The sequence below is a fragment of the Citrobacter sp. MGH105 genome (assembly GCF_001037485.2).
Classification (GTDB): Bacteria; Pseudomonadota; Gammaproteobacteria; order Enterobacterales; family Enterobacteriaceae; genus Citrobacter; species Citrobacter portucalensis.
Map to the genome: position 1 here is coordinate 3,737,559 of NZ_CP073048.1, position 23,821 is coordinate 3,761,379.

Sequence of the window (23,821 nt, forward strand, 5' to 3'; positions counted from 1 at the left end):
GTTGAGGCTACCATAAAATCGCCGACTGGCGAACCGGATGCGTGTTTAGCGCTGTACAGATATCCAACGCTGCTGCTGATGGCTTTTTATAATTGCATCAATAATATACATCACATCCGCACCATCAGAAAAAGACGCAAATCGACGCTCCGCCGTCGCGGGCATTTTGCCTGCCAACACCGCCTGATAAAACTGCTGCATCATATTCTTGAACGCATCCGGCCAGCCCTCAATATGCCCACCCGGAAAGTGCGCACTGGCAGCTACATCAGCATTCATCAATCCTGGGTCGTCCGTCAGGATCTGGTTCGCCTGCTGACGGTGCCCGACCCAAAGCTGTTGCGGCGTTTCCTGATCCCAGTGCAGTGAACAGTGGCTACCGTTAATTTCAAAGCTCAGGTGATTCTTGCGCCCGGCACTCACTTGCGAAACGCTAAAGCAGCCTTTGCTGCCATCATCAAAACGTACCAGCACTGACCCACGATCTTCCGTCGTAACCGCTTTATCCTCAAATTGCACATCAGCCGTTTGCTGGCCAAACGTGGCGTTACTGGCAATGCTGGCTTTACGAACCGGCCAGACGATAGCCAAATCGGCCATCACCTCGACAATACGTTTTCCAGTCACGAATTGCACCGTATCACACCAGTGCGAACCGATATCCGCTACCGCCCGTGAATCGCCGCCCTGTGCGGCATCGACCCGCCAGTTGTAGTCAGTCTCCAGCAGCATCCAGTCCTGCAGGTAGCTCCCCTGTACGGCAAACAGATTGCCCACGCTGCCGCTTCTGACCATACTGGCCGCCTGCTGCACCATTGCAAACTGGCGATAGACAAAGCTCACGCCGTGCACCACTCCAGCCTGCTGTGCCAGCGTTTCCAGTTCACGAGCCTCATCCGGCGTCATACACAGCGGCTTTTCTGAAAACACGTGCAGACCCGCGCGTAAAATCTGCCGATTGATGTCGGCATGCAGATGATTCGGTGTACAGTTATGCACTACCTGCAGTCCGGGATGCGCCAGCAGCGCTTCAACGCTGCCGTAGGCATGAGGAATATGAAGAGCATCTGCGCGTTCCTGGGCAACCGCCAGTGAGCTATCACAGAGCGCCACCACGTTCACACCGCCGAGTCGACGCAACGCCTCAATATGTGCAGGCCCAATAAATCCGCTGCCAATAATGCCAACCTGTATCATTTGCGTACCTCATCGCCAGCGGCGAAATCATCAAATGCACGTGCAGAAACCGGAATAATATGGCGCCGTATAAAATCACTCCCCTCACGCGCCCCGGTTTGCGCGTCTTTCAGGCAACACTCCCATTCCAGCACCGCCCAGCCAGGGAAATCATATTGTGTGAGCTTGCTGAAGATCGTTTTGAAATCGACCTGCCCGTCCCCCAAAGAACGGAAGCGCCCGGCGCGATCGAGCCACGGCTGATAACCGCCATAGACACCGCTGCGGCTACTGGCATGGTACTCAGCGTCCTTGACGTGGAACGCTTTAATACGCGAGTGATAGACATCGATAAACCCAAGATAATCCATCCGCTGCAATAACAGATGGCTCGGGTCATAGAGAATGTTGCAGCGAGGATGATTATCAACCAGCGCAAGAAAACGCTCGAACGTCACGCCATCGTGCAGATCTTCGCCGGGATGGATCTCAAAGCAAACATCCACCCCATGCTGATCAAAGCGATCGAGAATCGGTCTCCAGCGGCGCGCCAGCTCCAGAAAAGCCTCTTCAAAGCGCTGACGATTATGCGGTGGCCACGGATAAAAGAAAGGCCAGGCAAGCGAACCTGAAAACGTGGCATGTGCCGTCAGCCCCAGTCTTTGCGAAGCCGCAGCGGCCTGGTGTAAGGTTTCGATGGCCCACGCCTGTCTGGCCTGCGGATTAGCGCGTACAGACGGCGGAGCAAATCCGTCAAAAGCGTCATCGTAAGCCGGATGGACGGCAACCAGTTGACCTTCAAGATGGGTAGATAATTCGCTAATCACTAACCCATATCCGGCCAGCATCCCGCGAATATCATCACAATAGGCCTGACTTACAGCAGCTTGTTCGACATCAAACAGCGACTTGTGATTACACGGGATTTGTAATGCCTTATAGCCCAGCTCCGCCGCCCATTTTGCCACGCCTTCCAGGGTGTTAAATGGCGGGCGATCCCCAATAAATTGCGCCAGAAAAATGCCTGGCCCCTTGATGGTTTTCATAACCCCTCCTGAAAATTACGCCTGCTCTTTGTCGTCATACTTGAAAGAGAAAAGGAAAATCAGGGCAATCACTGCGGCAGCGACTGCCGGGATCCACCAGAATGTGGTCCACGCCTGAGGCACGGTTTGCCCCGCCACCAGCCGGTTGTAAAGTGCGCCTGAAATTTGCGAGCCCAGCAGCATACCGATCCCATAGGTAAACATGACGATCATGCTTTGCGCCTGACCTTTTACTTTTTCCCCGGCGATACGATCGGTGTAAATAAAGCCGACCACGAAGAAGAAGTCGTAGCACACGCCGTGCAGCAGAATGCCGAGATACAGCAGGAATCGCCCCTCTTCGCTGATGCCGAGGGCAAAAAATGCGTAGCGCACGAACCAGGCGCACATCCCGATTAACAGCATGTATTTCACGCCCAAACGTCTGAACAGGAACGGGATCACCAGCATGAAGAATATTTCAGACATCTGACCAAACGACATCGCCGTACTGACGTCGCCGACGCCCGCATCAGCAAGAAACGACGCGGTATACGCGTAATAGGTTCCCAACGGTACAGAGATAAGCGTCGCGCAGAGTGAGAAGACAAAAAAGTGACGGACCTTGAGTAAGGCAAAAGCATCCGCACAAAACAGATCACGAACTTTCACCGGCAGTCCTTTCGCCGGTGCAGGCGTGTTGGGCAGCGTCAGGCTGTAGAGCGCCAGAATCACAGAGATAATCGCCGCCAGCGTAAAGATGCCGGTGGTGTCCGAAATTCCGGTTACACCGATAAAGATCCCCGCGACAATCCAGCCAATGGTGCCAAACACCCGCACCACCGGGAAGGTTTTGTCCTTATCCGACAGGCTATGAAAAGCAATATTGTTGGTAAGCGCCAGCGTTGGCATGTAGCACAACGTGTAGCCAAACAGCAGACCAATCAACAGTGCACCGTTTTGCGCCACCAATGCCTGCGGAACAAACCACAGGATTGCCGCGCCAGCAAGGTGCATCACCGCCATCACCTTTTGCGAGGCAAAAAAGCGGTCTACCAGCATCCCTAAGACGAATGGCGACAGAATAGAGGCAATGGGCCCGGCTGAGAACGCATCGCCAATCAACAGCGACATGTTGTGCTGGCTCATCACCAGCCCCAGCGTGACGGACCAACTTCCCCAGATAAAGAACTGTAAGAACATCATTAGCGACAGCCGGGGGACCAGCAGCCGGTACTGTACGCTCTGTTTTCCACTACTTTCGGTTGTTGACACCATTTTTTGCCCCATCCTTAAAAAGTAATCGATTACAAATTAGATTCAATAAAAAAGTAATCGATTACAAAATAAAGATCCTGTCAGCAGCAGCAAAATTGCGAGAACGGTCACGATAAACGTTGAGTGAGGATCCGATCCCACCCTGACGATGGGATCGGTAATAACAAGATCGGTAGAAACTTAGCGGGACTTACGACGCAGCAGTTTGAAGGCAACAAACAGGAACAGGATCCACACTGGCAGCAGGATAGCTGACAGGCGCATCTCATCCATCGTACACATCAGCACCAGAATCATGCCAAGGAAAGCAATACACAGGTAGTTCCCTGCCGGATACAGCAGCGCTTTAAACTGCGTGTCACGTCCCTTACGACGCATCGCCGCCCGGAATCGCAAATGTGCCAGGCAGATCATAATCCAGTTCAGCAGCAGCGTCGCCACCACCAGCGCCATCAGCAGGCTAAAGGCCTTTTGCGGCAGCACATAGTTGATGAGTACCACCAGCGACGTAATAGCACCGGAAAGGATCAGTGAGTTCACCGGTACGCCGCGACGGCTGACGCGGGTTAAGAACTTCGGCGCGTTACCCTGAACCGAGAGACCAAATAGCATACGGCTGTTAGAGTAGACGCCACTGTTATACACCGACAGCGAAGCCACCAGGATGACAAAGTTCAGCGCAGAAGCCACTACGTTGCTGTCGAGATTATGGAAAATCATTACGAACGGGCTGCTGTTGGATTTCACTTCCACCCACGGGTACAGCGCCAACAGCACCACCAGAGAACCGATATAAAACAGCAGAATACGGTACACCACCTGGTTTACCGCCTTTGGAATGCTTTTCTGTGGATCCTGCGCTTCCGCGGCAGTAATCCCGATAAGCTCCAGCCCGCCAAAGGAGAACATAATCACTGCCAGCGACAGAATTAATCCGTTCCAGCCGGTAGCAAAAAAGCCGTTGTAACGCCAAAGGTTATCGATGCTTGCATGTTCCCCGCCGTTACCGGAAAACAGCATCCACACGCCAAAACCAATCATGCCGATAATGGCCAGTACTTTAATCAGCGCAAACCAGAATTCCGTTTCGCCATACAGACGTACGTTGACCAGATTGACGGCGTTGATGATCACGAAGAATGCCGCGGCCCAAATCCAGGTTGGAACATCGGGCAACCAGTACTGCATGTAGATCCCTGCCGCTGTCAGTTCAGCCATGCCGACCAGCACAAACATCACCCAGTAGTTCCAGCCGGACAGAAAACCCGCGAACGGTCCCCAGTATTTATAGGCAAAATGGGCAAACGATCCGGAAACGGGTTCTTCGACCACCATTTCGCCCAGTTGACGCATAATCAAAAAAGCGATGATCCCGGCAACGCCGTAACCCAGTAACACCGCAGGTCCCGCCATCTGAATAGCCGGGCCAATGCCCAAAAACAGGCCGGTACCAATTGCGCCGCCCAGCGCAATTAACTGAATATGGCGGTTTTGCAACCCTCGTTGAAGCGTCGGCTCGTTCGTCGACGCGGCATCAGACACGCTGGTGTCAGATGCAGTTGACGCGTTTTTCACGCCCTTCCCCTGTGTGGTTTTTATTGAAGGGGCTTCTTTTAACATTTCAACCTGGTTGTCGCAAGGCGCAATCGATTGGATACGCCGGGCTTCCTTGCCCAACGCACCGAGGCTCGGGAGAAAAACAATAGAAAGAAGGCGAGCTGTTATTGTTTATTCAGGTCAATACGTACCACGTTATCTGGCGCAGACGTAGAGTGGTCTTTATTAAATTTCTGTTTCACGGTGACAAACAGGGTTTGCCCATCTGCCGAGAGCAGCAAGCTGTTAGGGTTAGGTGGTAAATCCCAGCTTTTCTTCACGCTGTAATCGGTCGCATTCAGGCTGAGCAATTTCCCTGAATCACGCTGGGTAATATAGATTTCGTTGCGTTTTGCGTTAAATTTCACCGCCAGCGAATCACCCACATCCAATTTTTTCAGCAGCTTACCGGTATGGATATCCAGCACCAAGGTAGTCTTCGCTTTCGAGTTGTCGGTGACAAACAGGCGACCCGTTTGTGCGTCCTCCGCCATATTCAGCAACAGCGCAGGTTGTTCCCCCAGCGGTTGCCAGCGTTTTTCTACGCGCTGATTACGCGGGTTGATAACAAGAATTTCACCGCCGCCGTTAGCTGCATAAATTCGCTGCGTCACTTCTGAATAATGCAGTCCGGTCATCCATTTACCCGTATTTTTAATGCGGGTTTTTTGTTTCAGGGTTTCAGCGTCAACCACCCAAATCACCGCCGGATCCGCCACGGCACCAATATAGAGCAAACCGTTATGCAGCAGCACCTGCCGCGCACCATACGGGAAACCTTCTGGGTTACGTTCCGGGAACAGTACGCGATTTTTCACTTTGCCGTCAGCGGTATTCAGCGCGCTCAGGCCACCATCCAATGAGTTGGTGACATACACCGTTTTACCGTCCGGCGAGATAGCCATACCAAAGTTTTTCATATCGGTATGACTCAAGCCGAGCGTTTTAAGCGTTTTTGGATCCAGCTTGTAAACCACGCCGCCCTGCACATCTTTAAATCCTTCGGCGCTGGCAACGTACAACGCATCCCCTGCCGGGCTAAGCGCCATTTCATATAACCCATCCGCCAGCGCGCGTTGTTGCACATCACTGACGGCAGGTTGCGCTGTTTTTTCCGTAACGCTGGCGTTGCTGGCTGGCGTGGTATGCGCCGCACAACCGCTTAACGCCGCAGCAATCAGCAATGCCAGCGCGGATGTTGTTTTTTTCATTGTCGGGATCCTTACCAGAAGTAATACAGGGAGTTAATAACAAAAGAGAATGAGAACTATACGCATTATCTTTACCGAATCAAGAATAATTACCCGAGAGTAAAAAACATGAAACAGAGGTTTGAAGATGCAGACAGGTGCGCGCGACTTCCGGTTTTTCATAATTACAGTGAATTATTCTGGACGAAAAGGCATCGCAGGCCACAGAATGCGCTTTACTGTTTTTCTAACATTTTCAAACGGGTGAACCTGTTGTACTTCAGCCACTCGTTTTTTAGCCAAGCCAGGCAATGACTGTCATGAATAAGATCATCAAACGACTGGAAATCGTCAAAAGCGCTATTGAACTGGAAGATGAGGAGATTATTTTCCAGCAGGTGGCGCATCTTAAAAATGAGCCTTTGTCAGTCGTACCTGGCACCATTGTGCAGGCGATCGAAGAACGACGCTTTGGTGATGCCCTGCGGGAAATCTCAGCCTGGCTGCAATCTCAACGGGCAGTCTCTACGTGGCAGGATCCCGCCATTGCTGCCAGTAAGCTGGAACTCAAAGCACTCGAAACACAGTTGCGTGACCTGATCGATAAGCGTAACACGCGCATTCAAATCCTCGATGATTTCAACGATCTGTATCACCTTCGTCTTGGACCGCTGATGAGCCGCATTCTCGAACTGCGTAAACAGCTCGCCGCCAGTGCCCAGCGCAAACAGGAAGCGGAGCGAAAACGCCGGGAAAAAGACTATCAATCCTGTCAGCACTATATTTCCCAGGCTGTTGATCAACTAGCCAGGCTCAAGCAGCACTGGATGAACCAGAATTCAGATTCGCGCGAATCGGTGGAAACACGCCAACGTATTCAGCAGCAAACTGAACTGATTACCGCCCTGCTGGCGGAGATTCGTGAGCTGGAAAACGACTTTTCTCGCCAGGACGACAGTGCAACCCGTCAGGCACAGGAAGAGGCCAGCCATGAATATGATGAATATCAGGAGCAGCAGCAGGATGCACAGCATCGTTTTAGCCGTGACCAGCGGCTTTCCTCTGATGAACGTAATGAGTTAAAACGCCTGTGGCGTCAGGCAAGCCGTCTTTGCCACCCGGACGTGGTAGCCGATGATCTGAAAGAGAAAGCGCATCAGATGATGGTGCAGCTTAACCAGGCGCGCCAAAATGCCGATCTTGCCACCGTCCGGGCGCTACTGACTCAATTGCAAAGCGGCCTCGAACCGATGATGGCCAGTGACCGATTGAACGATTTGCAGCATTTACGCAGCAAAATACAGCAGCTCAGAGAACAAATTAACGCGCTGCTCAAAGAGATTACCGAACTGGAAGCCGAAAACGCCTGGCGGCTTGCCACCTCCGTGACAGATAAAGAAGCCTACTTCTCCGATCAACAACGGGCGCTTACGGAAATCCGCAATACACTGGAACAGCAGGTACATCAGGTTGAACAGGAACTGTTGGCGGGCTAAGCCCTATCAGCAATAGCAATCAGAAAAAATAACCTCTTCAAGTGAGTTTTTAAATTAAGCACAAAAAGCTAAAAATAGGATAATTCCCTAAAAACATCACAACGCTAAGAATTATCAACCTGGATACTCGAGTTTCAGGTCGATAACTGCAAATTTAGCGATATTTCTCTCTTCCCCTCGACGCCCCTTCTCTTTGTCCTGGTCTTGATTAAGAATTCTCCTACCAACCAGTAAGCCCATTAAGAAAAACGTATATCCATCTGAAATATAATGTTTTTCATGTAAATTCCCTCCAAAACAGATAGGAATACCCTGTCTTTATAGAAACCACTCAATCATTATTCATGCGATTCATAAGCGAAATCTATCAATCATTTACGCAGAGCTGAAATAAACGATTTATCTTAAATTTTAACAAAGTGTAATATCTACTTTAAGAATAGTTAATGATTCTAATAAATACAGAGAATATCTGTTTAATCTGGAATTAATAAGGATACGTTCACAACACAGAACGTAATACGAGATTTAATTAACATTTCACGCGTCGCAAGAAACTCTTTTTTAACCTACAAAAAGAGGCGGCTGCTTGCACCAAAATTTCAAGGAGATCGTTATGTCAAAGGCTATTTTTTTGGGTGACTCAATTTACCCTTGGCTAGGCATGCGAGAAATCCTACGTGGCTCATCATTATATATTGATATCGCGTATTACTCCTCCCAGACGCTCTCTGCTGTCAAAATGCTTCCTTATGAAACGGATTGCATCATCATTAATCCTGACAAATCAGATTTTTTAAAATATGCCAGGATTATCCGCAACATGGCTTTACGACCTGTCACCAAAATTATTGTTTTGGCAGATGAAGCTACTTTTACTCTTTTTCAAACCGTTTGTGGGAAGAACATGCTGTTTCTTGATCAAGATGCCAGTCTTGATCGGCTACACCATGCCGTTACACGTATCACAAAGAACAATAACCAACAAAATATCAAAGCATTACACAACAAGATCACAGCAAACGAATTCAACGTAATGATGATGCTTGCCCGAGGATGGTCACTGACACAAATCGCCGGGGCATCACAAAAAAGTGAAAAAACCATCGGGGCGTACAAAAGCAATATTGCCAGAAAACTCGGCAAAAATAACACCCGGCTCAAGTACACCATTTCCCACTATAGCCAGCCGTAACTGACTTATTTAAGGACAATTATCACGGTTATTATTTAAAAAGGTTTTCTTTCGACTCGCTTTTTAATTCCGCATCGCACGGAAGGAAACCCTATTCCCAAAAATCTATTACCGGGTAGCACATCCGCGTGCCAACCATAGCCAACAACTCAATGTATTAACACATGCATAACAGGAATGTAGACGAGGGTTATATATGAACAAAGTTTACAGCATTATTTGGAACGCGGCGCTCGGTATCTGGGTGGTCGTTTCTGAATTAACCAAAGGAAAGAAAAAAAGCAGCTCGCGTAAAACGGTTGCGGTATTGGCAGCGGGTGCATTAAGCGCTGCTTCAATGCAGGTTTCCGCTGATCCGATTATCGACACCGGTGATCACAATATTTTCACCGACTACCAGGCAGGTATTTCCGTTGGGGATTATGCGGGTATCCACGACTACGGATTCTTATATAAAGATATCACTGCTGGTCAGGCGCTCAATATCAGCGGCGCGATCCCAACGATCAGTCCGGGTCAAAGTGGCGTTGTTGAATCAACGACCATCAGAGAGCTGCTGCAAACCGGCAAAATCACTCTTAAGGCCACCAGCCCTGACCAGAGCGTAAAAACGATTACTAATGCTGAAGAGCTGGCGGAATACCTGACGTACAACCGGTCGTCGACGCCTTCACAGAGCACAGAATTCTCTATTAACGACCCGGCATTTCCTGGTGAGCCAGCATCAATTAAAGTCTTTGATACCCAAGAGTTAAGTAGCTTTCTTACCGAATCACAGATCGGCGATTCGGTATTAAACACCTACGATCCAACGTTGTCTAAAATCTATAAACAATTTGGCATCGCGCTGGCGACAAATGGTTCCATAGCCAATCTGGATATTGGCAACGACACGCTCAATGTCCGCGACAAAGCCAATACTATCGAGTTGCTGGCCAAAGACTCCTCCTTGCTGGAGGCTCAGGACGCAGGTAGCCAGGTTAACTGGCAATCCGATAACTATATAAAATTTAACGCCGCCCCAGTTGTCCCTGAAAAAACGTTCGCCGGTTCAGCGCAAACCTCCGTGTTTGGCGATGATGTAACACTCATGTCCTACGGCTATGATGCAGACGGTAAAGTAGTCGAAACGGGTACGCGCACATTTAACATTACCAGCACGCAGGAGCTGGCCGATTTTAACGACTGGCTGTTGGGTAAAAGCAGCGACGCAGCAGAAAACCCTGAAGGGCAAAAGGTCAGCCAACTGCAGTTGTGGCTGGATGTTGAAAACGGTGATATCACAACCGTCGCCGCCGCGCAGACAAAATACGCGGAGCTGATTGATGGCTTGATCAACTCCAGCAAGTCTTCAGACGTGCTTACCTGGGATTACGACGTCTGGACCGACGGCTTGTCGCATAGCAATAACGCGACTGCTGGCCGCGGTGAGCTCCATGCCATTTACGCCAACGGTGCAGGCACCTCCGGCACCCTGAACAAAGATGCGATTATTGCCGTTGACGGCAGTATTAACGGTGTCATGAAATCCCTTGATGGCGGGGTTATCACTAACCTTGGCGAGCTGAACGCATTACGCACGTCTACCGGGCAGAGTCTGGCGATTGGCATGCTGGCAAAAGACGCAACGGCAACCAACAACGGGATCATCAACTCCGGGCTGTTTATCGACAAAGACGGCAATCAAAACGTCAACAGCTATGGCGCATTTGGCATGCAGGGGCAAGGCGCCAGCCAGATAGCAAACAACGGCACCATTAACCAGGCGATCACCACCGATAACTTTGGTACCGCGTCGGCAGCAGATCCCTGGAGTAAGGATGAGCCAGATTCTTCGCTGACGCTGGCTATTGGCATGCAACTGTCTGACGAATCGCAAGGCGTCAACAACGGCGATATCAACGTCGTGGACGGGCGCAAAAACGGTGCATCCTTTGCCAAAGGCACCGCTTATGGCGTAGAAGTCGCCGGGAATGCCACTTTCACTAACGCTCAGGATGCCTCAATTTATCTTGGTCGCGACGCAAGCGATCCGTCTAAAGATGTCACGATGGCTGGCGGCTCTAGTCTGAGCGCCGGGATCATGACCAAGAGTGCCAAAGAGGTGATTAACAACGGTCTGATCACGCTGGGAACCGGGATACGCAACGCCGCGGGGATTCTGGTCGGGAATGCTACAGGCAACGTTCTCAATACCGGCAATATCGTGATCAATGGAGGTTCTGACGGGGGCAGCAGTAAAAACTACGGCATCTCCGTACGCGACAGCGGCGCGGAAAATAATCAGGAAATCCGCAACGACGGCAAGATTAACGTAAATGGCACCAACAACGTGGGGATCCACGTTAGCGCCAATAACAAAAATGCCGAAGTCACCACCAGCGCTGCGGGCTCTATCGTGGTGGACGGAGAAGGTGGCGTCGGTAACCGTAACTACGCTATTTGGGCTGAAGGTGGCAGCAGCGGCCAGGCAGTGGTCAACGTTTACTCCAACATTACGCTGGATAAATCCGGTAACATCGGTGTGCACGTACGTGATAACGCCATCGCTAACGTTGACAGTCTGAGTAGCCCGACATTCAACAACACCGATCAGATTGGTTATTACCTGTATGGTAAAGGCGCTACCGCCAATATTGGTCAGGCGGTGATGAATGACAATGGTCAGGATCGCACCACCATTTTCCGTATCGCCAATGGCGCATTGCTGGCCGGTAACACGACTAACCCGAAAGATCAGTCCAGTTCCAACCTTGATCTTACCCTCAACGGTAAGAATTCCGTGGGCGTTCTCGCCACCGGCGCTGGCAGTAGCGTAGATACTGGTGAAGCAACGTTTGCCGTTAAGGGCAGCGACTCAGCGGCACTGGTAATCGAAGGCGGCGCGAAAGGGACCATCAGTGATAAAACCACCATCAATTTAACCGGCGAAAGAACCATTGCCGGGGTTGTGGATGGTCAGGCTCACCAGTTGAATGGCCGCACGCAGGGTGATCCTACTAGCACCACCCTCACCTCGAACGCGAAGATTACCTCTGAAGCTAGCGGCAATGAGGTTATCGCCTATGTGGCGAGGAATCAGGGCAACCTGATCCTGGATACCAACTCGCTTATTGATCTGGCCAGCGTCGACAGCATCGGTGTTGATGTTCAACAAGGCGGGAGCTTAACCAATAACTCTTCCAGCGCTCTGCATGTCAGCAACGGCATCGGTGTTAGAGCTTCAGGTGCCAGCGCACAGATCAATACACTGGGCAAAGTTCAGGTTGATAATGGTACTGCCGGGGTTCTGCTCACCCAAGGAGCCAGCCTGCTAATTAACGGTATTTCTGGCGACAGTATTACTACCGATGGCACCGCTGACGGTATTCGTCTGGCCGAAGGCGCTGGCGCTCTGTCCGCGCAAAATGTGGAGATCAGTGCAAAGGGTGACGGTGCAGGCATTCAAAACGATGCTAACAATAACAATATCCTGTTACGAAACGTCACCATAAACTCCAACGATGGCGCAGGCATCCGCACCAGTGTGGCGTTGACCATGACCGATAAAGACAGCGCTGGAAATATCCTCAACGTCAACGGGAAAGGTACCGGCTTCGCTTTTGAACAACGCGACGGCGGCTCGGTGACGGGCGATCTGACCATCGGAAAAGGCTACACCATTGAGGTGCTGAACAGCGAAGGCAGCGGTATCCGCGCTAATACCAACGGTAATGTCACCACCAATGCCGACATTAACGTGCATAACGACGCAGGCGGTTCGGCGATCATCGCGAAAAACGTCAGCGCCTTGACCAACAGCGGCAAGATTATCTCTGCCAGCACCACCTCACCGGTAATTGACGCCAGCGGCGACAGCAGTAAAACCATTACCAACACGGGAACCCTGCAGGCCATCAACGACACGGCCGTGGCCATTCAGTCCGGCAAAGGCAATGACACCATTGATATCAGCGGCGGTGTAACCAGCGGCGTAATCAATACCGGCGAAGGTGCGGACATCTTTAACTGGCGTAGTGGCTCCTATGCGGGTGAAGTGAATTTCGCCGGTACTGGCGGTAACAATAAAGCCAACATCGGCAATGTGACGCTGGATAAAACACGCCACATCACTACTGAAGCTGGTAGCGGCAACGCCCTCACCTTCACCGATACAAAAGGTGCGAAGATTGGTACGCTGGCGAGCGACAATCTGACCACTGGCACCAACATCGGCACCGGCTGGGATTCGCTGACCATCAGCGGCTCAAACGCGGATGTCCGCGTCGTAGAAAACCTGACACTGGCAAGCAAAACCATTGCCGTAAACAATGGCGCAACCCTGAGCACCGGCGACCACGTCGAGCCGACCAGTACTGCAGCAAGCATTGGCGATTACAATGTTACGACCCAGGGCACAGGCAGCCGGGTTATCTTCGATACCCAGGGTGATGCTTCAGCGGCGCAAATTTATCGCGGTATCATCAGCGGTGACGGGAAGTTCGAACGTGCGGCGGGCGGTACCACGATCTTCACAGCTAACAATACCTACACCGGCTCTACCACTATCGCTCAAACCGGTACGCTGCAGTTGGGTGACGGCGGAAATACAGGCGAAGTCAGCGCCGTGTCAGACATTATCGACAACGGCATATTGGCGATTAATCGCGCCAACACCGTGCTGCTCAACGGCGTGATCTCCGGTATTGGCGCGCTGCAGCAAATCGGCGGCGGCATTACCCGTCTGAACGGCAATAACACCTATACCGGCGACACCACCGTTACCAACGGCACACTGCTGGTGAATGGCGATCAAAGCGCGGCGCGCGGTGCCACCACCGTTAGCGGCACGTCCACACTTGGCGGTAATGGCACTATCGGCGGCAACGTGCTGATGAACGATGCCACGACCCTCAGCGCCGGTGACGGTGGTGCGGGTACGTTATCCATTAACGGTAATCTGCAGCTTGGTAGCAAAACGACTTCCGCTTTCGAGCTGGGTCAGGCCTATACGCCAGGCGGCGCGCTAAACGATCTGATTAACGTCGCAGGCGATCTGCAACTGGACGGGACTCTGGATGTCACCACTTCACAGGGCGGTAACTTCGGACCGGGTGTGTACCGTATCTATAACTACGGCGGCACGCTGGATAACCAGATGCTGGAGTTAGGCGCGATACCGGATAGCCAGGATAAGAGCAATATTTTTGTCCAGACCTCCATCGACAAACAGGTCAACCTGGTGAACGCCAACGGCGTTACCCTGCAGTTCTGGGACGGCGCAACCGTTAATCAGAGCCACGGTGCGTCGGGCATTGAAGGCGACAGCAAAATTGACGGTGGCGATGGCAAATGGATGGCGATTGGCAGCCAGGGTGATAACAACTGGACCACCGCAACCGGTGAAGGTAACGCCCCTTGGGCACAGAAGTCCTTCGCCGTCTTCACCACCAAAGGCGGTACAGTTACCGTGGACAACGCCGCGGGAGAAGTTAACTTCTCCGGGGCACAGTTTGATGCCGATGGCTATGTCGTTAAAGGCGATGCGCTTAACGCGTATGCCACCACGGAAAACGCGACCCACGCAGGCCAGACGCCGGGAACTGGCGAACTGCTGCTGCGCGTTGGCGCCGGTGGCGCGGGGCAAAACTATACCGCGACCATTGAGTCTGTTATCCGCGAAGCCAGTACTGCTGATAAGCTGACGCTGGTGAAAACCGACCTTGGCCGTCTGATTCTCAGCGGTGACAACGAGTATCGCGGCGGCACGCGCATTGATGGCGGCACGTTGCAGATCTCCTCCGACAGCAATCTCGGCCAGAGCGGAACCGACCTGGCAATCAATAACGGTTCAACGCTGCAACTGGGCGCGGACCTGACCAGCAATCGCACCATCGAGCTGGGAGCGAATGAGAACGCAGCGGTGTTCGATCTCAATTCGCATCACTTCACGCCAACTGGTGAGATTACCGGCGACGGTAAACTGAAAGTCACCAGCAGCTCTAGCGATGCGGGCAGCACCTTGTCGCTCGACCGCGCAAACAGCTACAAAGGCGACACAGAAATTGCCGGTACCGGAAACGCCAATAATGTGACGGTCAACGTCAGCAAAACCGGAGCCTTTGGCAGTAACGAAAGCAGCACAGTGAACGTCAATAAGGGCGCGACGCTCAATGTCAGCGGGACAGATACCAGCCTGAAATCCCTGACCATGAACATCGCCGACAGCCTGTTAACGCTGGCAGATAACGTCACCGCAGCGAGCGCAATGCTGAACCTGACGGGCACGGCGAAAGCGGTGTTAACCAACAACGCCACCGCGGGCAACGCGACGGTTAACGTGTCAAAAGACAGTACTCTGGCGCTGGAAGAAGACGCCAGCGGCGGCAATGCCACCGTGAACAACAGCGGGCTGATGACCTTTGCTGACCTGGCGATGGCAGAAAATACCGTCGTTAAAAACCTGGCGGGCGGTAAGGTCGATATCAGCGCAGTCGACAGCGCAACATCGATCGGCTCCTTGTCCGGCGCGGGTAATGTCGAACTGGGCAATAAAGAGCTGTCGCTGGGTAATCTGCATCTTGATGACACCATCAGCGGCATTATCAGCGGCAACGACGGCAGCCTGGTGAAAATCGGTGACGGCACGTTAACGCTGACCGGCGACAACACATACACTGGCACCACGGACGTCAATGAAGGCGTACTGCTGGTCAACGGTAATCAGTCTGCGGCTACCGGCCAGGTGACAGTGAAATCCGGGGCAACGCTCGGCGGTAACGGGATTATTGGCGGCGCGGTTGATGTACTGGACGACGCTCATATTACCGCGGGTGCAGCTATCAACAGCGTGGGTAAACTGACTACCGGTTCGCTGACGCTCAGTGATAACGCACAGCTGGATTATCAGTTTGGTCAGGCTTACACCCCGGGCGGTGCTTTCAACGACTTGATTGACGTTAATGGCGATCTGACGCTCGACGGTAAGCTCAACATTGAAACCTCACCGGGCGGCAGCTTTGATGTCGGCGTCTATCGCGTCATCAACTACACCGGCACATTGACCAACAATGTGATGGATATTGCTAACGCGCCGGAAGCGGCTGACAGCCTGTACGTGCAGACATCGGTGAAAAATCAGGTCAACCTGGTCAACCACGCAGGACTAACGCTGCGCTTCTGGGACGGCACCGGTGGTGAAAATGGCGAGCTGAAAAACAACGGCGTCATCAACGGCGGCGACGGTATCTGGCAATCCAGCCAGGGTAACGACAACTGGACTACCGATGAATCAACGCCGGAAGGCGCGCTGAACGCACCGTTTACCGATGCCGCGTTTGCCGTCTTCCAGGGTGAAGCAGGCAACGTGACCGTCGATAACAGCAAAGGCGACGTCATCATCAGCGGCGCGCAGTTCGCCACCGATGGTTATCGCGTGGGCGGCGAAGCCATTACCACCGATACGGCCAACACCCTGATTCGCGTTGGCGATGGCACAGTAGACGGCGCCAACTACACCGCGACTATCGACAGCGTGATCCGCGGTACCGGCGGCCTGAATAAAGGCGATCTCGGTACCCTCATCCTCACGGGCGACAACACCTACAGCGGCGGAACGACCATCACCTCCGGGACGCTGCAGGTAGCGGGCGATACCAACCTGGGTGCGGCAGATACGGGAATTACCTTTAATGGCGGTACGCTGAAGTATGGCGAAGCGTTTGATACTGCCCGTCAGGTGACGCTGGAATCCGGCGGCGGGACATTCGACACCAACGGGCATGACGTTTCTCTGCTAACGGAAGTCGAAGGTAATGGTCAACTGACCAAAACCGGTAAAGGCTCCCTCACCCTGACACTGGATAACACCTACACCGGTGGCACCACCATCGAACAAGGCGTTTTACAGTTGGGTAACGGCGGCGATATCGGCAGCATTCAGGGGGATGTCGTTGATAACGGCGTACTCAACGTCAATCGTGGCGATACCCTGGCCCTGACCGGCAATATCAGTGGTAAAGGCCAGTTGCATCAGACCGGTAGCGGCATTACCGAGCTGCAAGGTGAAAACAGCTACAGCGGCGCGACGTTGATCGCCAACGGCGTGTTGCAAGCGGGTAATGCCAACACCCTGAGTAGCGCATCTCACCACTATGTGGTCGCAGACACCACGTTGAACACTCAGGGTTACAACCAAACGGTAGCGGGCCTGAGCAACGGTGGCGATGTCTCGCTCATCGGTCAGCAGACTGGCACAACCTTAACCGTCAAAGGGGATTACACCGGCGAAAAAGGGACTATCAACATGGCGGCTATCCAGAATGGTAGCGGCGCAGGCATTGCCGACCGTCTGATTATCGATGGCGGTAAAGCCAGCGGTAGCACGCTGCTGGATGTCGATGGTTCTGGTCTCGGCGCGCCGACCATTGGGGATGGTATCGAAGTGGTGACAGCGCTCAATGGCGCAACTACCACCGCACAAACGTCGCGGGATGCCTTCCATCTTGCCGCCGATCGTATGGCTGCAGGTGCGTTTGAGTACCAACTGCATGCGGGTAATGCTCAGGGCCAGGGTGAAAACTGGTATCTGAGAAGTGAATACCGTCCAGAAACTATGCTGTATTCTGGCCTCGCCAGCGTCGTACGTCAGGGTGATATTAGCCTGTTGGGTAACATGCACCAACGTATGGGTGACGAGGTTAAACCGGGCATTGATGAAGACAATCGCGCCTGGGCAAGAATGATTGGCTACTCCGGTAAAACCAAACTGGATGATGCGGCCGGTACGCAAACCAGCTCCCATACCATGGGCATTCAGGTCGGCGTTGATATGTATGCTAACGAAAGCTGGAAAGCCGGGATGTATACCAGCATCCTTGATATTGACAGCAACGTGAAAGGCACGAAGACAGGCAGCGATGGCAAAGGCGGTAACATCGACGACAACGCATTTTACGTCGGCGGCTATGCTACCTGGTTCTCGGGTGACGGTATGTATGTTGATAACGTCCTGCAGTACGGTAACCATAAATCCCGCCTGGAGGCGACCGGGAACAACGGCTCGTATACGGTCAGAGGCAACACGCTGACGGCGTCGACAGAGGTGGGTAAATCGTTCCGTTTAGGTGCCAGCGTATGGAGTCTGGAACCTCAGGCTCAGTTGATCTACCAGTACAGCGACTTTGATAACAGCACTCTGGATGGTGTGACCCCAACGAAAGTGAAAATGGATACTGCGGATTCCTTTACCGCGCGTCTGGGCGTGCGTCTGGTCGCTGACTATGACACCAACCATGGCAAATTCCAGCCGTACGGCAGGGTAAACGTCTGGCAGGGTCTGGGTTCAAAAGACAAAACGCACTTTAGCAATGCGGTAGCCACCACCACGCTGGAATCTTCACAGCAGTACTCCAGCACTGAAGTTGCAGCCGGCCTGTCATGGTCCATCGACAGAAACCTGCAGGTCTACGGTGAGCTGGGTACGCAATTCAGCAACGGCGGCAGTAAATCGCAGGTAGAAGCGCCGGTCAATGCCTCTATCGGGTTCAAGAAATCGTTCTAAGCTGACATAAACTCACCAGCCCCCCTGTTCTGCAGGGGGCTTTTTTTTGCCGTTCAAAGCCGCCTGATGCGCTACGCTTATCATGCCTACAGACTTAACAGCAACGCGGAACAACCAAGGGGTTGGGAAACGTGAAAAGGAGGGATTAACGATTATATTGTGCTAAGAGTGAAGGGATCTCTTCTGCCAGCACCGGGGGAGAAATGAAAAAGCCTTGAATTTTGTCACAACCAATCTGCATCAACCGCTCCAGCTGGGACTGGGTTTCCACCCCTTCGGCAAGAACTTCAATGCCAAAATTATGCGCCAGTGAAATAATACCCTCAACAATCTTTGTTGATCGGGTGTCGGGCTCAATACCGGTGACAAATTCCTTATCAATCTTTAAGGTGTCAAAAGGATATTTCAACAGGTAATTAAGATTAGCATGGCCAGTTCCAAAATCATCAAGTGCAAGCTTGACCCCTATCGCCTTTAATTCTGTCATATTTTTAGCCGCAATCTGGCTGTCACACAGCGGTGACGTTTCCGTGACCTCTATTTGGCATCGATGGACCGGCAATCCGGAAGTGGCAAGATTTTGTCTGACGCGTTGGGGTAACAGAGGATCGCAGAATTCAAGCGCGGAAATATTGACGGATAATACAATGGGGTCAGGCCAGGAAGTTGCAACATCCCACGGAGAGTGAGTAACCATATCTTCAATGGAAATAATATTGCCGCTATCTTCCAGTAAGGTAATAAAAACATCGGGAGAGATCATACCCATCTGAGGACTATTCCAACGCATTAATGCTTCAAATCCGCTTATACGCTGGGCATGCAAATTGAAAATAGGCTGATAAACCATATAAAGTTGACTGGTATTCAAAGCCTTTTCAAGCGCAGTTAGCACCTCATTGGAATTAAACATTCCCCTCTCCCTCTACAAATCATAAAATTAAAAACCAGTCAAAATCACGCCCAAATTGTATCTACTATTAGGTGTATTACATCAGAAAAGAATGGTCAGGTTAGGGTAAAAAAGACATAGGATGGGTAAATCTGACAATTAACTTATTTAAATCAGAGGTATTGGTCAGGCCAAGCTTGGCGACGACTCTCATCTTATGTGCCTGAATCGTTTTATAGTTCAGGCTAACTAACTCAGAAATTTCTTTGGCTGTATAACCACTTACCAGTAAGTTCAGGATCTGCTGTTCTCTTTCGGTTAATCTCTTCTGCGAACGATACAGTCGGGGGTTCCATTTCCCGACTGATAATGTTGCCAATTGACCAAAATCACGCAGTGAAGATTTTTCAGTCAAAACTATTGTTTTTTCGACATATAATAACTCTACGCATAATTTCGCCACCAAACTATCAGCAACAATCACCACGACGTTATTATAAAATTTGAATCGGTTTTTATTCAAAAACTGAACAATGTCTGAACACGCTTGTTCATTATCAATGATATTAAAAACCATGGTTTGATGCTGGCATAATGATGACTGATGCAACATATCCTCAAACTGGAATGTTTGTATCGGTACATGTTTGCTGGTCAGGTAGGCAAACATACCATTGCCCACAAAATTATCACTGCCACACATCAACATCCTGTTCACCGTTCCTTATAAGCTTCTAATCTTGTTACTCATTAAAAATTTAATAATGATTTTCTCGACTTCAGTCTCTTCACGACGATTTTTAAAGTCGAACTCACATGAGATCTGATGACAGGAATACAACTGGTTATCCTCATCAAATTCATTGATCGGGACGACATCGATCACTTTTAAGTCCAGTTGTAAACTGCCAAATGTATCGAAATCCAGAGATGCATTTTTAATCACCGCATCTTTATAAAGAAAACGGGCGTTTACATCTTTAACGATTAACGCACAACCACCCTGCGAGATATTTTTAATCTTGAGAGAGTAGTTTTCTCCATTTTTGTAACGACCAAAACAGAAAAAGTCATAGCCCTTCAGGAATGAAAAACGCTGATTTTGTCTCTGCTGGGCAAAGAAAATCATATCCGGGATGAAGTAGGATAATCCTGCTGACGAGGTTTGTTCGAACCTGGCAGTAAATTTTACAATCCCGCTTTCGCTGTGCAGGATAAAGTATTGGACCTTTTCAGGAACAATGTCTCCGTGTCCGGAGATGACAAACCGTTCAAAATCAACTTTCTCTAACTGCGTGATAACGCTACTGTCTCCACACAGGATTTCCAGTTTCGTTTTCTTATGAAGCTCTTCACGAAGGATAGCGATGATTTCAAACTTGTCTTCCTTTGCTAAGCCAAAGCTCATTCTAAAACCCTTATTTCCATATTTAAGATATGTCCCGCCTTTGGTTACTCACAAAACGCGAGATCAGCATCCACCCCTGGTGCTTAATTACCATAGTGGATTCCATGTCAAACAGTTGGTTAAAAGTTAAGTTTTTAACTATCTTTAGTCAGTTATTGATACGTAAAAACATTTAATCAGGATTAATTCTAGCTCAAGCCAGGCCTAAAACCACGCGAACTTGCGTACTGGCTATAACAAAAGCGAATAACAAAATTTTTAAAATGAGGTTTTGAGATAACAAATAGCAAGAATTGTACAGAAAAAAAATAAAGCCATCATGATGGAGGGGCTAAGCAACATGCGGGTTGGCGTGCTATCGCGGGGGATAAGAGAAGATGTTTACTGCACTCTATCATTAACTAAAAATATAGCTCTGACTCGTTATGCTTCTAAATTGAATAATTGCAATTTATATATGCTTAATAAATTTACCTTAAGTCAGAAAAAAAGCCAGCATCCTGCTGGCCCGGTAAGTACCGAATCGAACTATAGTGGCTTGCTATCTTACAGAGGGCACAACGTTAAAAATTCAATATCGTTGCTTAATTATTGATCGGGATGAATCTGCGATGATCATCACTGCTCCCGCCAACATTAACGTGTCTTTCAAGACCAACCGTCCGGCGCCTGACAAGTACGGAAATCCGTGGTGTAAATCACCCAGCGGCATTACCCATGCTTCCGGAGTGGTTATTAAAAATGATAAGGTAACAATTGGTGTGGCAAATGCCAGAACGCCGCCAATTAATCCCAACCAACGGCTAACAGGATTAGCCAGCACCAGCAAAGCGATAAGAACTTCGACTACGCCCAGGCCATTTGAGAACGTATACGTGTTATTCGCCGTCTGCCATTCACGAGCCTGCGGTTTGAATTCACCTTCGTGGGTTAAATGTTGTTTGTATTCTTCTGGATGCTCATAAAAAAATGACATTACCGGACTATTGGCGACAAACGGCGTAATGCTGTCGGCTTCGTAAGGTACAAATTTTAATAAACCAATCCAGATAAAAACAATCGCGATACTCAGGCGAATCAAGGTTAATCCAACTCTATCGCCTTTGCCCAATATACGAAGATACTTTTCCATCCCGGCTCTCCTCACTTGTACAAAATTGCCGTTGCGTGAGTGCTGCTATCAATGCGCATTGAGGTAATTTTCCAGGAAGTCGCATTCTTTTCCTGCGCCAGTTTCGCAATGGCATCTTCCACCACGGAAGGAGAGCCAGACACGGCTGATACGCTAACGTGGGCAACCTCGGTTTGCGCTAACGCGGAAAATGTCACCGGAGCAGTCAGTAACGCAGTCATTAGTAACGTAGTTTTAAGCATGTTCATTTCTATTTCCATTAACGAGTTATTTCAGTGGGAATATAATAAAACATGTCACTTTATTTTATTTCATCCGTAACGCCAGAATAACTGTCAATTAGTATCAGAAATATAAAAAACAAATAAAAAAAAGCCCCACACGGGTGGGGCAAATATGCAGACTACGCTATTATCATTTTATGAGAGAAAAGAGATCGTTTAATGATTCGCTCATACTTGGATGGGTAAATATCTGGTCACGCAATGTGGTATAAGGTAACCCCGCATCCATAACCGTCTTGATGATATTAATCATTTCATGAGAATCCACGCACAGCAGCGACACGCCTAATATTTGTTTCGTTTCACTATCCACCACCGCTTTAAGAACACCACGCGTATCATTCATCACCCGCGCTCGCGGGATAGCCGCTACCGGCAACGTCACGACTTGCACCGCCGCACCGCTGGCGCGAGCCTGTTCTTCAGTCATTCCGACTCGGGAAAGCGGCGGCGTCATAAAGACGGAATACGGTACGTTTTGGCGATCGCCCGTGTTACGTAACCCCTCGCCTAGCAGGTTGTCACGCACAATACGGAAGTCATCCAGCGAGATATAGGTAAATTGTAATCCACCAGTGACATCGCCCATTGCCCAAATGTTATCTGCCGATGTACGCAAATATTTATTCACAACAATGGCACCACGATCGTTTACATCCACACCCGCTTTCTGCAATTGCAGGTTTTCTGTCGCCGGTTTGCGACCTGATGCTACCAACAGCGCATCCACCGTCTGGGCACCCTCCGGCATGTGCAGCTGTACTGCACCATCATGAGAGGAGACCGACTGCACGTTGGCATTGAGGATCAGCTCGACGCCTTTGTCGCGTAAAATGTTGGCGATAGCGTCAGCAATATCCCGGTCCTCACGAGGAAAAAACTGCGGAGCTGCTTCATAAATAGTGACTTTGCTACCAAAGTTGGCAAACATCGATGCGAATTCAACGCCGATATACCCACCGCCCAAAATGCCCAGACGCTCTGGACGTTGCGTCAAATTCAACAGCCCGGTGCTGTCAAATACGCCAGGTGTCGTGGTTAATCCCTCAACGTTTGGAATCGTTGACTGGGCGCCAGTATTAATAAAGATTTTCTCGCCGCTCAGCTCAATCTCGCCTGTTGACTGCACGACTCGCACAGTATGGTTATCAACGAATTCAGCACGACCTTCAATCACATCCACGTTTTCCAGATCGGCAAGATTATGGAAATTTTTATCGCGCAGAAAACTGACAACAGAGGCCTTGCGTTGCATTGCTTCGGCAAAGTCATGCTGAAGTTCAGCATCATGTACCAGGGTTTTGGTTGGGATACAGCCGATGTTGATGCATGTCCCGCCATACATGGTGTTTGACTGTTCAATAATCGCTACCCGCCAACCCGTTTTGGCCAGTGTTGCCGCCAGCGTTTTACCCGCTTTGCCAAATCCAATAATAATCGCCTGATACTGATTCATGCTGTCTCTCCGCCAAGTCACTGTTCGTTTGATGAACTGAAATATAGCTCTAACTCTGCCAGAACAATGTATCCACAACTCGCCAATAACTGTCAGATCGTCTAAATTAGCCTTAAAGATGACTAACATTTCGAGAATGAATTATTACACTA

14 protein-coding genes are annotated in these 23,821 nt (G+C 50.4%); 3 read left to right on the plus strand and 11 right to left on the minus strand.

Annotated features, from left to right (window positions below; all coding sequences use genetic code 11):
- Positions 1–45: 45 nt before the first annotated feature.
- The 5 genes from SK35_RS18145 to SK35_RS18165 form a co-directional block, all read right to left on the minus strand.
- The gene (locus tag SK35_RS18145; protein ID WP_048214738.1) at positions 46–1,197 is read right to left on the minus strand and encodes a Gfo/Idh/MocA family protein; all 1,152 of its coding nucleotides are present in this window, start codon (positions 1,195–1,197) and stop codon (positions 46–48) included.
- A complete protein-coding gene (locus SK35_RS18150) occupies positions 1,194–2,222 on the minus strand; it encodes a sugar phosphate isomerase/epimerase family protein (protein ID WP_048214739.1) in 1,029 nt (342 codons plus the stop codon). The genes SK35_RS18145 and SK35_RS18150 overlap by 4 nt, the downstream gene beginning before the upstream one ends.
- Positions 2,223–2,237: 15 nt before the next feature.
- The gene (locus SK35_RS18155) at positions 2,238–3,479 is read right to left on the minus strand and encodes an MFS transporter (protein WP_032942623.1); all 1,242 of its coding nucleotides are present in this window, start codon (positions 3,477–3,479) and stop codon (positions 2,238–2,240) included.
- Between the two features lie 180 nt (positions 3,480–3,659).
- The gene (gene pheP / locus SK35_RS18160) at positions 3,660–5,054 is read right to left on the minus strand and encodes a phenylalanine transporter (protein WP_008784036.1); all 1,395 of its coding nucleotides are present in this window, start codon (positions 5,052–5,054) and stop codon (positions 3,660–3,662) included.
- 146 nt (positions 5,055–5,200) lie between these two features.
- Positions 5,201–6,286, minus strand: a complete 1,086-nt coding sequence (locus tag SK35_RS18165) for a YncE family protein (RefSeq protein ID WP_048214740.1) — start codon at positions 6,284–6,286, stop codon at positions 5,201–5,203.
- A gap of 299 nt (positions 6,287–6,585) precedes the next feature.
- Here SK35_RS18165 and SK35_RS18170 point away from each other — a divergent pair, with 299 nt between their 5' ends.
- From SK35_RS18170 to SK35_RS18180, 3 genes are all read left to right on the plus strand, one after another.
- Entirely contained in the window at positions 6,586–7,761 is a 1,176-nt protein-coding gene (locus tag SK35_RS18170; RefSeq protein WP_008784034.1) for a DnaJ family molecular chaperone, read from the plus strand.
- A gap of 616 nt (positions 7,762–8,377) precedes the next feature.
- Positions 8,378–8,956, plus strand: coding sequence for a helix-turn-helix transcriptional regulator (locus tag SK35_RS18175; RefSeq protein WP_008784033.1), 579 nt, complete (start codon positions 8,378–8,380; stop codon positions 8,954–8,956).
- Between the two features lie 196 nt (positions 8,957–9,152).
- On the plus strand, positions 9,153–18,497 hold the full coding sequence (locus SK35_RS18180) for an autotransporter outer membrane beta-barrel domain-containing protein (protein ID WP_048214741.1): 9,345 nt from the start codon (positions 9,153–9,155) through the stop codon (positions 18,495–18,497).
- A gap of 145 nt (positions 18,498–18,642) precedes the next feature.
- Here the strand turns inward: SK35_RS18180 and SK35_RS18185 are convergent, their stop codons facing one another.
- The 6 genes from SK35_RS18185 to rclA all read right to left on the minus strand — a co-directional run bounded on the left by SK35_RS18185 (position 18,643) and on the right by rclA (position 23,669).
- The gene (locus SK35_RS18185) at positions 18,643–19,410 is read right to left on the minus strand and encodes a putative bifunctional diguanylate cyclase/phosphodiesterase (protein ID WP_003831149.1); all 768 of its coding nucleotides are present in this window, start codon (positions 19,408–19,410) and stop codon (positions 18,643–18,645) included.
- Between the two features lie 100 nt (positions 19,411–19,510).
- Entirely contained in the window at positions 19,511–20,092 is a 582-nt protein-coding gene (locus SK35_RS18190) for a helix-turn-helix transcriptional regulator (protein WP_171846098.1), read from the minus strand.
- Positions 20,093–20,113: 21 nt separating this feature from the next.
- Entirely contained in the window at positions 20,114–20,797 is a 684-nt protein-coding gene (locus SK35_RS18195; protein ID WP_048214743.1) for a flagellar brake protein, read from the minus strand.
- A 571-nt stretch (positions 20,798–21,368) separates the two neighbouring features.
- Positions 21,369–21,929: a reactive chlorine resistance membrane protein RclC gene (rclC, locus tag SK35_RS18200; protein WP_008784029.1), complete on the minus strand. Its 561-nt coding sequence runs from the start codon at positions 21,927–21,929 to the stop codon at positions 21,369–21,371.
- A gap of 11 nt (positions 21,930–21,940) precedes the next feature.
- Complete coding sequence (rclB, locus tag SK35_RS18205) at positions 21,941–22,171, minus strand: reactive chlorine resistance periplasmic protein RclB (RefSeq protein WP_048216347.1); 231 nt, start codon at positions 22,169–22,171, stop codon at positions 21,941–21,943.
- Positions 22,172–22,343: 172 nt separating this feature from the next.
- Positions 22,344–23,669 carry a reactive chlorine resistance oxidoreductase RclA gene (gene rclA, locus SK35_RS18210; protein ID WP_048214744.1) on the minus strand — a complete coding sequence of 442 codons (1,326 nt, stop codon included), beginning with the start codon at positions 23,667–23,669 and terminating at the stop codon, positions 22,344–22,346.
- Positions 23,670–23,821 lie beyond the last annotated feature (152 nt).